The sequence below is a fragment of the uncultured Sphingomonas sp. genome (assembly GCF_964021865.1).
Taxonomy (GTDB): Bacteria; Pseudomonadota; Alphaproteobacteria; order Sphingomonadales; family Sphingomonadaceae; genus Sphingomonas.
In genome coordinates, this window is record NZ_CAXIAM010000009.1 from 1 (window position 1) to 12675 (window position 12675).

17 protein-coding genes and 1 pseudogene are annotated in these 12675 nt (G+C 66.2%); 13 read left to right on the plus strand and 5 right to left on the minus strand.

Going from position 1 to position 12675, the window contains the following annotated elements:
• From AADI75_RS03825 to AADI75_RS03835, 3 genes and pseudogenes are all read left to right on the plus strand, one after another.
• Positions 1–259, plus strand: a pseudogene (locus AADI75_RS03825) (hypothetical protein); the annotation flags it as partial.
• Entirely contained in the window at positions 256–1188 is a 933-nt protein-coding gene (ftsY, locus tag AADI75_RS03830) for a signal recognition particle-docking protein FtsY (protein WP_341207725.1), read from the plus strand. The pseudogene AADI75_RS03825 and the gene ftsY, both read left to right, overlap by 4 nt.
• Positions 1185–1889 (plus strand): inner membrane-spanning protein YciB, encoded by a 705-nt coding sequence (locus tag AADI75_RS03835; protein ID WP_341207726.1) that lies wholly within the window; start codon positions 1185–1187, stop codon positions 1887–1889. Before ftsY ends, AADI75_RS03835 begins: the two co-directional genes overlap by 4 nt.
• Positions 1890–1899: 10 nt before the next feature.
• Here the strand turns inward: AADI75_RS03835 and AADI75_RS03840 are convergent, their stop codons facing one another.
• The 3 genes from AADI75_RS03840 to AADI75_RS03850 form a co-directional block, all read right to left on the minus strand.
• Entirely contained in the window at positions 1900–3978 is a 2079-nt protein-coding gene (locus tag AADI75_RS03840) for a TonB-dependent siderophore receptor (RefSeq protein WP_341207789.1), read from the minus strand.
• Between the two features lie 473 nt (positions 3979–4451).
• Positions 4452–5072 (minus strand): PEPxxWA-CTERM sorting domain-containing protein, encoded by a 621-nt coding sequence (locus AADI75_RS03845; protein WP_341207727.1) that lies wholly within the window; start codon positions 5070–5072, stop codon positions 4452–4454.
• A gap of 43 nt (positions 5073–5115) precedes the next feature.
• Entirely contained in the window at positions 5116–5712 is a 597-nt protein-coding gene (locus AADI75_RS03850) for a hypothetical protein (RefSeq protein WP_341207728.1), read from the minus strand.
• A 253-nt stretch (positions 5713–5965) separates the two neighbouring features.
• Between AADI75_RS03850 and AADI75_RS03855 the strand changes: the two genes are divergently transcribed.
• Complete coding sequence (locus AADI75_RS03855; RefSeq protein ID WP_341207729.1) at positions 5966–7357, plus strand: family 43 glycosylhydrolase; 1392 nt, start codon at positions 5966–5968, stop codon at positions 7355–7357.
• Positions 7358–7427: 70 nt separating this feature from the next.
• Here AADI75_RS03855 and AADI75_RS03860 read toward each other — a convergent pair whose 3' ends face one another.
• Positions 7428–8039, minus strand: coding sequence for a superoxide dismutase (locus tag AADI75_RS03860; RefSeq protein WP_341207730.1), 612 nt, complete (start codon positions 8037–8039; stop codon positions 7428–7430).
• A gap of 61 nt (positions 8040–8100) precedes the next feature.
• Positions 8101–9150, minus strand: a complete 1050-nt coding sequence (gene pspF / locus AADI75_RS03865; RefSeq protein ID WP_341207731.1) for a phage shock protein operon transcriptional activator — start codon at positions 9148–9150, stop codon at positions 8101–8103.
• 155 nt (positions 9151–9305) lie between these two features.
• On the opposite strand from pspF, the gene AADI75_RS03870 reads away from it, so the two are divergent.
• From AADI75_RS03870 to AADI75_RS03910, 9 genes are all read left to right on the plus strand, one after another.
• Positions 9306–9443, plus strand: a complete 138-nt coding sequence (locus tag AADI75_RS03870; protein ID WP_341207732.1) for a hypothetical protein — start codon at positions 9306–9308, stop codon at positions 9441–9443.
• An 86-nt stretch (positions 9444–9529) separates the two neighbouring features.
• A complete protein-coding gene (gene pspA / locus AADI75_RS03875) occupies positions 9530–10192 on the plus strand; it encodes a phage shock protein PspA (RefSeq protein WP_341207733.1) in 663 nt (220 codons plus the stop codon).
• Between the two features lies 1 nt (position 10193).
• Positions 10194–10475, plus strand: a complete 282-nt coding sequence (gene pspB, locus AADI75_RS03880; RefSeq protein WP_341207734.1) for an envelope stress response membrane protein PspB — start codon at positions 10194–10196, stop codon at positions 10473–10475.
• The gene (gene pspC / locus AADI75_RS03885) at positions 10475–10855 is read left to right on the plus strand and encodes an envelope stress response membrane protein PspC (RefSeq protein ID WP_028966028.1); all 381 of its coding nucleotides are present in this window, start codon (positions 10475–10477) and stop codon (positions 10853–10855) included. The genes pspB and pspC overlap by 1 nt, the downstream gene beginning before the upstream one ends.
• Before the next feature lie 26 nt (positions 10856–10881).
• Positions 10882–11172, plus strand: a complete 291-nt coding sequence (locus tag AADI75_RS03890; protein ID WP_341207735.1) for a hypothetical protein — start codon at positions 10882–10884, stop codon at positions 11170–11172.
• Positions 11173–11184: 12 nt separating this feature from the next.
• On the plus strand, positions 11185–11466 hold the full coding sequence (locus AADI75_RS03895) for a hypothetical protein (protein WP_341207736.1): 282 nt from the start codon (positions 11185–11187) through the stop codon (positions 11464–11466).
• A 60-nt stretch (positions 11467–11526) separates the two neighbouring features.
• Positions 11527–11742 carry a hypothetical protein gene (locus AADI75_RS03900; RefSeq protein ID WP_341207737.1) on the plus strand — a complete coding sequence of 72 codons (216 nt, stop codon included), beginning with the start codon at positions 11527–11529 and terminating at the stop codon, positions 11740–11742.
• Between the two features lie 29 nt (positions 11743–11771).
• The gene (locus AADI75_RS03905; protein WP_341207738.1) at positions 11772–12005 is read left to right on the plus strand and encodes a hypothetical protein; all 234 of its coding nucleotides are present in this window, start codon (positions 11772–11774) and stop codon (positions 12003–12005) included.
• Positions 12006–12045: 40 nt separating this feature from the next.
• Positions 12046–12465, plus strand: coding sequence for a SufE family protein (locus AADI75_RS03910; protein ID WP_341207739.1), 420 nt, complete (start codon positions 12046–12048; stop codon positions 12463–12465).
• Positions 12466–12675: the final 210 nt, after the last annotated feature.

Genomic DNA, 12675 nt, shown 5'->3' on the forward strand with positions numbered 1-12675 from the left:
CCGCGGCGCGCGGACCCGCCGCGCGCGGGGGCGGGGCGCGGCGGCGGCACGCCTCGCCCGCCGCCTCGCCGCACAGGTCGGCACCGTCCAGCCGGTGCTGGTCGAAAAGCCCGGCGACCGTGGCCATGCGCCCGATTTCAGCGCGGTGCGCCTGCCCGCCCCTTTTCCCATCGGCGGCATCGTCGCGGTGACGATCACCGCCGCCACCCCCGACCATCTGGTCGGCCCCCCCCTTCTTCTTACCGGAAGCAACGCATGAGCACGAGCTGGCACGACAAGCTGCTGGGCGGTTTCCGCCGCACCTCCGACCGGCTGGTCGGCAACCTTGCCGGATTGGGCGGCGCGCGGCTCGACGACGACACGCTCGACACCGTCGAGGAAGCGCTGATCGCCTCCGATCTCGGCCCCGCCACCGCCGCCAAGGTCCGTGACCGGCTGGCGGAGGGGACGTTCGAGCGCAACATGGAGGAACTCGGCATCCGCCTCGTCGTCGCCGAGGAAGTCGAGAAGGTGCTGCGCGACGTCGCCAAACCGATCGGTATCGATGCTTTCCCGCGCCCGCAGGTGATCCTCGTCATCGGCGTCAACGGCTCGGGCAAGACCACCACGATCGCCAAGCTCGCGCATCTGTTCCTCGAACAGGATTATGCGGTGATGCTCGCGGCGGGCGATACGTTCCGCGCCGCCGCGATCGGCCAGCTCAAGACCTGGGCGGAGCGGATCGGCGTCCCGATCGTCACCGGGCCGGAAGGGGGTGACGCCGCCGGGATCGTCTGGGATGCGGTCAAGCAGGCGACCGCGATCGGCACCGACGTGCTGATCGTCGACACCGCCGGGCGGCTCCAGAACAAGCGCGAGCTGATGGACGAGCTGGCGAAGATCCGCCGCGTGCTCGGCCGGCTCAACCCCGCCGCGCCGCACGACGTGCTGCTGGTGCTCGACGCCACCACCGGGCAGAATGCGCTGAGCCAGATCGAGGTCTTCAAGGAAGTCGCGGGCGTCACTGGCTTGGTGATGACCAAGCTCGACGGCACCGCGCGCGGCGGCGTGCTGGTCGCAGCGGCGGAGCGCTACGGCCTGCCGATCCACGCGATCGGGGTCGGCGAGCAGATGGACGACCTCCGCCCGTTCGACGCGCGCGAGGTCAGCCGGATCATCGCCGGGATCGACGGGGGCAAGCAACGATGAGCACGCCGCAGAAGGACGGCCACGGCGGCATCCGCGCGCTGGTCGATTACGGCCCGCTCGCCTTGTTCTTCGCCGCCAACTTCCTCGTTCCCGCCGAGGTCGCGCGCGGTGTCGTCGCGCACTTCACGCCGATGCTCTCGACGCTGAAACAGGTCGAGGCGCTGCTGCTCGCGCGCGTGATCCTCGCCACCGCGGTGTTCGTGCTCGCCAGCATCGTCGCGCTGGTCATCGCCAGGGTGAAGCTCGGGCGCGTGCCGCCGATGCTGCTGATCTCGGCCGGGCTGGTGATCGTGTTCGGCGGGCTGACGATGTATTTCCGCGATCCGCGCTTCATCCAGATGAAGCCGACGATCGTCTATGCATTGCTCGCCGCGGTGCTCGGCTTCGGCATCGCGACCGGCCGCCCGCTGCTCCAGCAATTGATGGGCAGCAGCTATCCGGGCCTGCGCGAAAGCGGCTGGCGGCGGCTGACGCTCAACTGGGTGTGGTTCTTCGTCGTGATGGCATTCCTCAACGAGGCGGTATGGCGCGGCGCGGCGGTCGCGGTCGGGCCGCAGCGCGGGTGGGATCTGTGGGCGATCTACAAGGTTTGGGTGGTCATCCCCGCGACGATGCTGTTCGCGATCGCCAACGTGCCGATGCTGATGCGCCACGGCCTGACGCTCGGAGACGACACCCCGCCGGTTCCGCCGGAGGGGTGAAGCCCCACGTTCAGAATCGCGCGCGCACCCCGATCGTCGCGGTGCGCGGCGCCCCCGGCTGCACCCACACCGGCGCATAACTGTTCGCATACCATCGTTCGTCGAACAGATTGCTGACCGAAGCGAACAGCGTCGTCTCCGGCGTCAGGTCGATCTCGCCGAACACCCGCGCCAGCGTATGCGCGGGCAGCATGAAGCGCGTGCCCGTCTGCCCGCTCCGCTCGCCGACATATTGTACCCCTGCCCCGAACAGCGCCTCGCGCGCACCGAACGTCCAATGCTTGGCAAGCTGCACATTGGCATTGTGCTTCGGAATGTTGATGAGCGGATCGCCCGGCGAGATCTGGAACGAGAAATTGGGGTCGAGCACCCGCGATCGTGCCTCGGCATCGGTGTAGGCGTAGCTCAACAGCACGTCGACGCGCCCCGGCAATTGCCCGTTGACATCCAGTTCGACCCCGCGGCTGCGCGCCTTGCCGATCGCGACCGAGAAGCCGGGATTGATGGTATCGGTCGCCAGCACGTTCGCCTTGTCGAGCTGGTACACCGCCACCGTCCCGTTCAGCCGTCCGCCGAACGCCACTAGCTTCACGCCGGCCTCGACCGACGTGCTCGTTTCGGGTTCGAAGACGTTGCCGCGCGCGTCGGTGCCGATATTGGCGCGATAGCCCTCGCCATACGCTGCGTAGAGCGACACCGGTGCGGCAATCTCGTACACGACGCCCGCCTGCGGGCTGAACCGCGCACGGCTGCGGCGACCCTCGCTGTTCAGCAGGCGATTGTCGACGCGCAGCAGGAAACTATCGACGCGCCCGCCGACGCGCACCTGCAAGCGGTCGGTGAGGCTGATCTGGTCCTGCACATAAGCGCCCAGCGTGCGCTGCACGTCGAGCCGGTCGGTGATCGGCACGCCGGTCGGCACCGGCCAGCGGCCATAGACCGGGTTCTGGATGTCGATCGCATAGCTCTGCCGATCGGTGGTCGCCGCGGTCACGACCGGTCCGCGAAAGCGCGTGAAATATTGGTCGGTATCGAAATAGTCGACATCGCCCCCGATCAGCACGCGATGCTTCAGCCCCCCGGTTGCGAACTCGCCGGCCAGCTCGGCGCGAAATACGTCATGCGACGAGGTGTAGCGCCGTGTCCGGCGCTGGCGCGACAGCGTGCGACCGTCGACGAACAGCTTCTGCCGCGCGGTGGCGGTTTCGGCGTCGGACGACGCACCGGTCAGCCGCGTGTCGCGATGACTGGCGCCGAGCAACAGGCTCCATCCGCTGCCGAAGTCGTGCTGGAGCCGCAACTGGTGCCCGAAGGCGCGCGCGACCGTGTCGCCGTCGCCCGGCTCGCCGAGGAAGCGCGAGCGCGGCACGGTACGAAAATTATCGTTCAGGACGACGATCCCGCGATCGAACGGCACCGTGGTCCGCGTCCACTCCATGTCGTAGATCAACCGCGTGTTGTCGCCGATCCCCAAACCGATCGACGGGAGGAAGCCCCAGCGCCGCTGACTTACCGTATCGCGGAACGTATCGCCCGACTCGGCATAGCCGATCAGCCGCGCGGTCAGATTGCCGGTGAGTGCGACATTCGCATCGCCCGCCGCCCGAACCGTATCGAAGCTGCGATACTGTAGCGACGCGCTGCCGAACGTGCGCCCCAGCTCGGCCTGCTTCGTCACCAGGTTGATCGAGCCGCCCGGCTCGCCGCGCCCCAGCACCGCCGCTGCCGGCCCCTTCAGCACTTCGACCCGCTCGATCCCCGCGACGTCACGCTGCCCGCTGAACCCGCGCCCGGCGTTGAAGCCATTGACGAGATACCCGCTCGGCAAATTCTCGTCCCCTGCGAAGCCGCGCACCGCGAAACTGTCCCACAGCCCGCCCAGCGAGTTCTGCCGCACCACCGACGCGTTCAGATCCAGCGCGTCGGTCAGCCGAAGGATATTGTTTTCCTGCAACGTGCCCGCGTCGATGGTGGTGATCGCCTGCGGGATTTCGCGCAAGGCGAAGCTGCCACGATACGGCTGCCGCACGCCCTCGACGGTGACGTCGCCATGATCCGTCAGCGGCTCGTCCTCCGCCGCGACGGGCATCGGCAGCAGCGCCAGCGCGAACGCCAGTGGCAGCGCGCCGACGCGCCACGCGGCACGTTCCGAAGACAGCACGATCATTCCTTCCCCCTTGATAGACCCCGCGCCGCGTCCCGATTACCACGCCGCACATCGCTCGTGCATGTAACGGTGTAACATTGCAACAGTGATCCGCTGCGCGCAGCTGCAACGACCCGTGTCGATCGGGCCCGGTCATCTTGGGAGAAATTGGTTAATTTTGCCTTACCCGCCAGGGGTGCGCGGCCGGTCGTCTCCCGTACCGCCTCGGGGCACCGGACGAGGAGAAAGGATGAATGTCGATACCCCGACCGCCGAACACGACCGGTCGAAGGTGATCTCTTCCAGACGATCTCCGCCATTCAATCCAGGTGACGCCGCGCGCGCAGGCAAGGCCCGTGCGACGCGCGACGTCCATCCACCCGCTCACACCGGGCGAAAGGGAAGCCGTATGAAATTCAGGCGAGCGCCAGCCGCCGCCGCTGGCGCCGCAGGGCGGTGGCCGCTGCTGCAAATCCCAGCACCATCATTGCCCAGGTCGCCGGCTCGGGCACGGCTGCGACCTGCACCGCGTCGACCGCGAAGTTCGTCCCCGACATGTCGAAGAACCGGTCCTTGCCGCCCGCGCCCGAAAAGCTGACGCGCGTCACCCCCCGCCAGTCGAACGTCTGCTGCGTCGGGCCGTTGGTATCGACGACGAACGACAGCTCGTGGAGCAGGGCGTCGCCCTTATATCCCTTGGCGGTGATCGTCAGGCCGTCGTTGAACGCGGCGGTGAACCAGCCGCTTTGCAGGACGAATTCGTCGCTCAGCCCACCGATCTCGGCGGCGTCGTCGAACCCGCTATAGGCGGCCTGCTGACCATCCATGACCGCGTTCTTGTACCCGCTGGTCGGGGCGGTCGACGGGTCGAGCACGTACAGGTTGCTCCACTGCAGCCCGGCATAGCCGTTCGCGATCGGATCGTCCGACGCGGACAGATCGTCGAAGCCGATCACCGTCGCGCTCGCCGGCGCCGCCATCGTCAGTGCCGCCGCCAGCGCGGCCGCCACTGCTCCACCCTTGCCTCTCGTGATCATGCCTTCTCCCGTCTGTCATCGTCGCGCCGTTGATGGCGCGACTTCACATCTCGTTGTTGAGATACAGGACGTACCCGACGCCGCCGCCAGTCGCCGCCACCGTCGCGGGGCCGGGCATGTACCCGCGCGCGACCATCGCGTGGAGCATCGTCGGGTCACGCAGCGCCTGCTCGATCTCGGCGGGTGAGCGCCCGTCGGACGCCACGCCGGTCACCTCGCAGGTGGTGCCGACGCACAGCACGTGCGGCGGCTCCTTCCCGCCCGCCAGCGCGGGGACACGCAGCAGCGCGGCGCGCATCGCCGCCTCGGTCGGCTCGGCCCGCGCCGGGTCGCGCGCCTCCCGCTGCATAGCGCCGTCCAGCACGACATCGTCGGGGGAACGTTTCTCGGCGACGGCGGCGAGCACCGCCACGTCGCGCCGCTCCGCCACGATCGGATCGACCGCCCGCGGCACCGCAACCGGCGTCGGCGCGGTGGCGACGATGACGGGCTCGGCCATTCGTTCGGTGGTGGGAGCGTGAACGATCGCGACGTTGTCAGGGGACGATGGCGACACCGGCATCAGCGACCACCAGCAGAGTCCCGCCCCGATGACAAACAGTCCCGCCAGCCCGCCGATACGGCGTGACGCACGTTCCATGTCGCTCTCCTATGAACGCTGACACCGCGCCCTTATGTACGACTTATATCTCCACACCATCGATCGTCCATACCGTTAGTTAAGCGATTTTTTACATGACCACCGCAGTTTCGATCTTGGTTTACCGCTAAATCTACTTTTAGAAGTTGAGTTCATTGGTTTTTTATACTGCACGCCAGCAGCTTCACCTTACACCTTTTATGTCTTACATAACCTGCGCCGACAACGATCGGCGGCGGAGATGGAGAGGAAGATGAAAGGGTTACGATTGGCAGCCGCGTGCGCGGTCGCGGCGACTGCGGCGGCACCGGCCTGGGCCGGACCGGCGACGATCAACAACGGCTCGCAGTTCACGACCACCACCGGGGGACAGATCGACGCGCACGGCGGCGGCGTCATCAAGGTCGGCAATTACTATTATTTCCTCGGCGAGAACCGAAACCCGGATTATTCCTTCCGCGCCGTCTCCATGTACCGGTCGACCGACCTGAAGACCTGGGAATTCCGCAACGACATCCTGAAGTCCAGCTCGGCGGACGAATTGAACTTCGTCAACATCGAACGTCCAAAGGTCATCTACAACGCCAAGACGAAGAAATACGTGCTCTGGGCGCACAAGGAAAATGGCAAGGACTATGTCGAGGCGCGCGTCGCGGTGGCGACGTCGGACACGGTCGACGGCGATTACACCTATCTCGGCAGCTTCAATCCGCTCGGCTACGAGTCGCGCGACATGACGGTGTTCCAGGATACCGACGGATCGGCCTATCTGATCTCATCGGCCGCGGTGAACTACGACCTCAACATCTACAAGCTCAGCGACGATTACACGAAGATCGACAGCCTCGTGACCGTCCTGAAGGGCTACCATCGCGAGGCGCCGGCGATCGTCAAGCGCGCGGGCACCTACTTCCTGCTCACCTCGGGCGCGAGCGGCTGGAACCCGAATCAGGCTGCCTATTTCACCGCGACAAGCCTCGCCGGACCGTGGAGCGGGCCGACCCGTTTCGGTCATCCTTATACCTACAATTCGCAATCGACCTTCATCCTGCCGGTGCAGGGATCGATGGGCACGTCCTACCTCTACATGGGCGACCGCTGGGGTCCGGCGAGCGGGCAGATCGTCAACGATTCGACCTACGTCTGGCTGCCGCTCCGCTTCCCGACCGCGACGTCGATCGACTTGCCCACCGCGTCGCAGATCACGATCGACGCCGCGCGCGGCACGATCGCGCTGGGCTCGCCGTCGACCAGCATCGTGCGCGCGAAGGTGGCGCACAGCGGGCTGTGCCTCAACATCAACGGCTACAACCAGACGTTCGGCGGCAAGGCGATCCAGTGGACCTGCAACCGCGACGGCAACGAACTGCTCGAACGGCGGCAGGTCGGCGACTATACGCAGCTCGTCTTCCAGCACAGCGGGCTGTGCCTCGCGCAGGACAGCGACAAGCAATATGGCGCGCAGGCGATCCAGACGTCGTGTTCGGTCGGCGCGCGCTCGCAGTGGACGATCAGCGGCGACACGATTGTCAATCGCCAGTCGGGCTCGTGCCTCGCGATCGGCGGCGCGTCGCAGGACCCTGCAAAGGACGCGATCGTCTGGCCGTGCACCGGCGGCGCCGAACAGAAATGGACGTTTGAATAACGCGCACGTCCGCGCACAAAAAAAGGAAGGCCCGGTCGCCCGGGCCTTCCCTTCGTTCACGCGATCGCGATCAACCAACGGCGGCCTCGTAGCGACGCCCGGCCTCGTCCCAGTTCACCACGTCCCACCACGCCTTCAGGTAGCCCGGGCGGTCGTTCATATAGGTCAGGTAATAAGCGTGTTCCCACACGTCGTTGCCCAGGATCGGCGTGCCCTTCTCCTTGGCATCGTCCATCAGCGGATTGTCCTGGTTCGGCGTCGACGTCACCTTCAGCGCGCCCGATTCGTCGGCGATCACCCACGCCCAGCCCGAACCGAACTGGCCCGCGCCCTTACCGTTGAAGTCTTCCTTCAGCTTGTCGAGCCCGCCATAGGCGTCGATCGCCTCGGCCAGCTTGCCCGACGGCTGGGTCGCGCCCTTCGGCCCCATGATCTTCCAGAAGAAATCGTGATTCCAGAACCCGCCGCCATTGTTGCGGATCAGCGGCGGCAGCGACGAGATGCGCGCCAGGATGTCCTCGATCGACAGCCCTTCGAGCGACGGATCGGCGGCGACGCCCTCGTTCAGCTTGTTGGTGTACGCCGCATGATGCTTGTCGTGGTGGAAGGTCATCGTCTCCTTGGAGATGACCGGCTCCAGCGCGTCATAGGCGTAAGGCAGCGGCGGCAGTTCGAAAGCCATAAATCCTCCTCAAGGTTCGCGTCCGGAACGCGATGCGCTGCAAATGGCTCCCCCGCACTCGTTACGCAACCGCTCCGATCAGGTCGTGGCGGCGCAGCGCGTGGCGCAACTGATCGTAGCTGAGCCCCAGCGCCTCGGCGGTCGCGCGCTGGTTGAAGCGATGCTCGGCGAGCGACTTGGTCAGCAGCTCACGCTCGAACAGCGCCACCCGGCTCTTGAAATCGGACGGCCCGACCTCGCACGCCGCGACCTCCTCGTCCTCCTGCTCCCCCGCCGGCGGTGCGGCAGCGGCAGGCGCAGGCGGTGGCGCCGCACGCTTGCCGTTCGCGCCCGAGGGTCGATAGGGCGAGTCGAACGGATCGAATTCGATCGCTCCCACCGGCCCCGGCCGCTCCCAGCGATAGACCGCGCGCTCGACGACGTTGCGCAGCTCGCGGACGTTGCCCGGCCAGCGATAGTCGCGCATCGCCTCTTCCATCTCCGCCGAGAAGCCCGCCCATTCGTCGCGCCCCAGCTCCGACGACATCCGCCGCCCGAAGAAATCGGCGAGCACCGGAATGTCGCTCTTGCGCGCGCGCAGCGGCGGCAGCGTCACCACCTCGAAGCACAGCCGATCGAGCAAATCGGCGCGGAACGTATTGTCCTCGACGCGATCGGGCAGATGCTCGTTGGTCGCCGCGACGATCCGCACGTCGACGCGCAGCGGGCGCGACGCACCGATCCGCGTCACCTCCCCATATTCCACCGCGCGCAGCAGCCGCTCCTGCGCGCCCATCGACAGCGTGCCGAGTTCGTCGAGGAACAAGGTCCCGCCATCGGCTTCCTCGAACCGCCCCGCACGCGCCTTGGACGCGCCGGTGAACGCGCCCGCCTCATGCCCGAACAATTCCGCCTCGATCAGCGTTTCGGGCAGCGCGGCGCAGTTCATCGTCACCAGCGGCTGGTCCCAGCGCGGACTGAGGTGGTGGAGCCGCTCGGCCACCAGCTCCTTGCCGGTCCCGCGCTCGCCGATCACCAGCACCGGACGATCGAGCGCAGCGGCACGGCTCGCACGCTCCAGTGCGTCGAGGAAGACGCCCGATTGACCGATCACCTGCGTGCTGCGCTTCATGCGCCAAGGATTGGCGCATTTTGCCAGACGATGGCAACCGTCAGTTTTTCCAATCAACGGCAAACGACCAGAAAGGCCCGCATTTCTGAGGATTTTCGAAACTGGCACGGCTCCTGCAATGCTTCCGGCAACAACGCATTCAGGGAGTTTTCACCATGACCACCACCTTCACCAGCAAGTTCGCCGCCCTCGCCCTCACCGTCCTCGTCAGCGCCACGATGGTGCTCGGCGCGGTCGGCCCGGCCACGGCGCTGGCGAACACCCCCACCAGTTCCGCGCGCGCGACGGCGTGAGCGGAGGACGGGGTGCGGGAACAGACCCTCCCCGTACCCCGTCCGATCCGCTAAGAAGGCGCGAATACCCAAGGAGTCCGTATCGAATGGGCATTTTCTCCCGCACTCGCGACATCGTCGCCGCCAACATGGCCGAGTTGCTCGACCGTGCGGACGATCCCGCCAAGCTGGTCCGCATCATCATCGCGGAGATGGAAGATACGCTGGTCGAGGTTCGCGCCTCGGCCGCCCGCACCATCGCCGATCAGAAGGAGATGCGTCGCCACATCGCCAAGCTGGCGGAACTGGAGGCAAGCTGGACCGAGAAGGCCGAGCTGGCGCTGTCCAAGAACCGCGAGGATCTCGCCAAGGCGGCCCTCGTCGAACGCCGCAAGGCCGCCGACATGGGCGCACAGCTTCGCGAGGAAGTGACCGGGCTGGACGAAGCGCTGCGCTCCTCGGAAGAGGATATCGCCAAGCTGCAGAACAAGCTGCGCGAGGCGCGCGCCAAGCAGAATGCCATCGCGACGCGGCTGGAAAGCGCCAACACCAAGGCGCGGCTGCGCGAGATGTGGAACGGCCCCAAGACGCATGAGGCGTTCAGCCGCTTCGAGATCCTGGAGCGCCGCGCCGACGAGGCGGAGGGACGCGCCGAGGCGATGGGCCTCACGCCCCGCACGCTGGACGACGAACTCAACGAGCTGCGATCGAACGACAAGATCGACGCCGAGCTCGAAGCGCTGAAGAAGCGCCTGAACAAGGAGGGTTGAGATGGATTTGACGGGCGTCATCGCCATTCTGGCATTCATGATCGGATTGCCGTGGCTGATCCTGCATTACGTGACCAAGTGGAAGACCGCGCCGAAGATGACCGGTGAGGACGAGCAGTTGCTCGACGAGATGTACAATCTCGCCCGCCGGCTCGAGGACCGCGTCAACACGGTCGAGCGGATCGTCGCTGCCGACAATCCCGATTTCCGTCCCGGCGTCACCGACTATCGTTCGACGCCTGACTATCGCCTCGACCAGCCGACTTCGCAGCGGAGGAACTGATGTCTGACAGCCGCACCAAATTCTATCTCGATCCGCAGAACGGCAAGTGGAAGGGCGTCTGCTCGGGCATCTCCGATTACGTCGGGATCGATGTCCTCTGGGTTCGCCTCGGGATCGCCGGGCTGACGATCGTGGCGCAGCAATGGTGGATCCTGCTCGCCTATATCGTGGTCGCCTGGATCGTCGATCCGAAGCCGACCGGGCTCTATCAGGATCATGACGACCAGAAATTCTGGCAGGGCGTCCGCGCCAATCCGAAGCGCTCGACCGCGGAGGTGCGCGCCAAGTTCCGCGACATCGACCGCCGCCTCGCCGATATCGAGCTGCACTACACCAGCCGCAACTCGTCGCTGGCCAAGGAAATCGACAGCCTGCGCTGAGCGGCCGCAAAAAAGGGAGACGTCCGATGCACGGACCATGGTTCGTCCTTTCGATCATCGCGATCAGCCTGACCGCCTGGGTCGTCAACAACTTCATCCGTGCGCGCCACGGCTATTCGATCAGCGACGATTGGGGTCGCAACATCGAACGCAGCGATCCGAAGGCGGAGCGCCACCTGCAATTGCTGACCAGCGAGAACGAGCGGCTGGCGGGGCAGGTCGGCCGGCTGGAGGAGCGGATCGCGGTACTCGAACGCATCGCCACCGATCCCGCGGTTCGCACCGCGCGCGAGATCGAAGCGCTCCGCGACCGCTGAGGGAGAACCGACATGAACTTCACGCTCCTGCTGCTCGCCTTCATCGTCATCGGGTTGCCGGTCATCCTCGGCGTCGGCAGCGACATGCTGAAGCGCTGGCTGAAGCATAAGGAAAAGATGGCCGACGTGATGATGCAGGCCACCGCCGAGAAGGCTGCACAATATGCGGCGCATACCGAACGGCTGGAGCAGCGGGTCCGCGTGCTGGAACGCATCGTCACCGACAAGGGCGTCGCGCTCGCCGAGGAAATCGATGCCCTGCGCGCCGTACCCGATCAGCGTCCGCTGAACTGAACATTCTAGAACGAAAAGGGAGGAACTATCGTGCCGTGGTCCGTAGCGATAATGGTGGTCATGATCGTGATGATCGTCACCATCGGCCGCGTCAGCCGGGAAAAGTATCGCGCCGAACGCGCGCACCAACGACTTCCCGATGCGGATGCGTCCCCCCGTTCGCATGACGAGATCCGCCAGCTCAAGGAACGCATCGCGGTTCTCGAGCGCGTCATCACCGATCAACACGGCCGCGCCGATCTGGAACGCCAGATCGACGAACTGCGCGACCGCTGACCGCAACTGCAGCACAGGAGAAGGCAGCCATGTCCGATCCCCAGATCACCCTCACCCTGGCCGTCGCATCGCTCGCCGGGCTGGCGATGCTGATCGTCGCCGTGCTCAACGGCTGGCGCGGCTGGCTTCAGCTCAAGAGCCAGGAACTGCGGCTCGCGAACGAGCCCGCCCCGACCCACCATGCCGGTGCGCGGATCGAGATCGCCGATTTGAAGGAGCGGATCCGCAAGCTCGAGGCGATCGCGGCGGGCGTCGACCTCTGAACGGTTGCGGGCAGCGCGCCGGGGCGGTAGCGCGCCGGGCATGACCGAAGCCGCTGCCACGCTCGACGACGTCCGCGACGAATATGCCTTCCTCGAAGGCGACGACCGCTACCGCCTCCTCGTCGATCTCGGCCGCGCGCTGGAGCCGATGCCGGAGGCGCTCAAGACCGATGCGACGTTGGTGCGCGGCTGCTCCGCCTCGGTCTGGGTCTATCCCGCCGTTCGAGACGACGGCCGGCTCCACTTCCTTGCCGACAGCAACGCGCACATCACCAAGGGCATCATCGCGCTGGTGCTGCTGACCGTGCAGGACCGCACGCCGGCGGAAATCCTGTCGACCGACATCGAGAGCGAACTGGCCTCGTTCGACCTCAAGGCGCAACTCAGCTCGAACCGTACGCAGGGCATCCCCAACATGATCGCCCTGATCCGCGAAACCGCCGCGCGCTACGCGGTCTAACGCCTCCGTCATTCCCGCGTAGGCGGGAATCCAGACGCGCGGGTCCATCGATAGGATCGAAAGGTCCGAGCTTCTGGCTTCCCGCCTACGCGGGAATGACGGCGGTGGTAGATGCGGGCGCGCCATCCCAAAACCGTCACCCCGGCGAAGGCCGGGGCCCAGTCGGGAAGGCCATTGTGAAAAGAACGCACCGCCCCCTCACAATCGCTG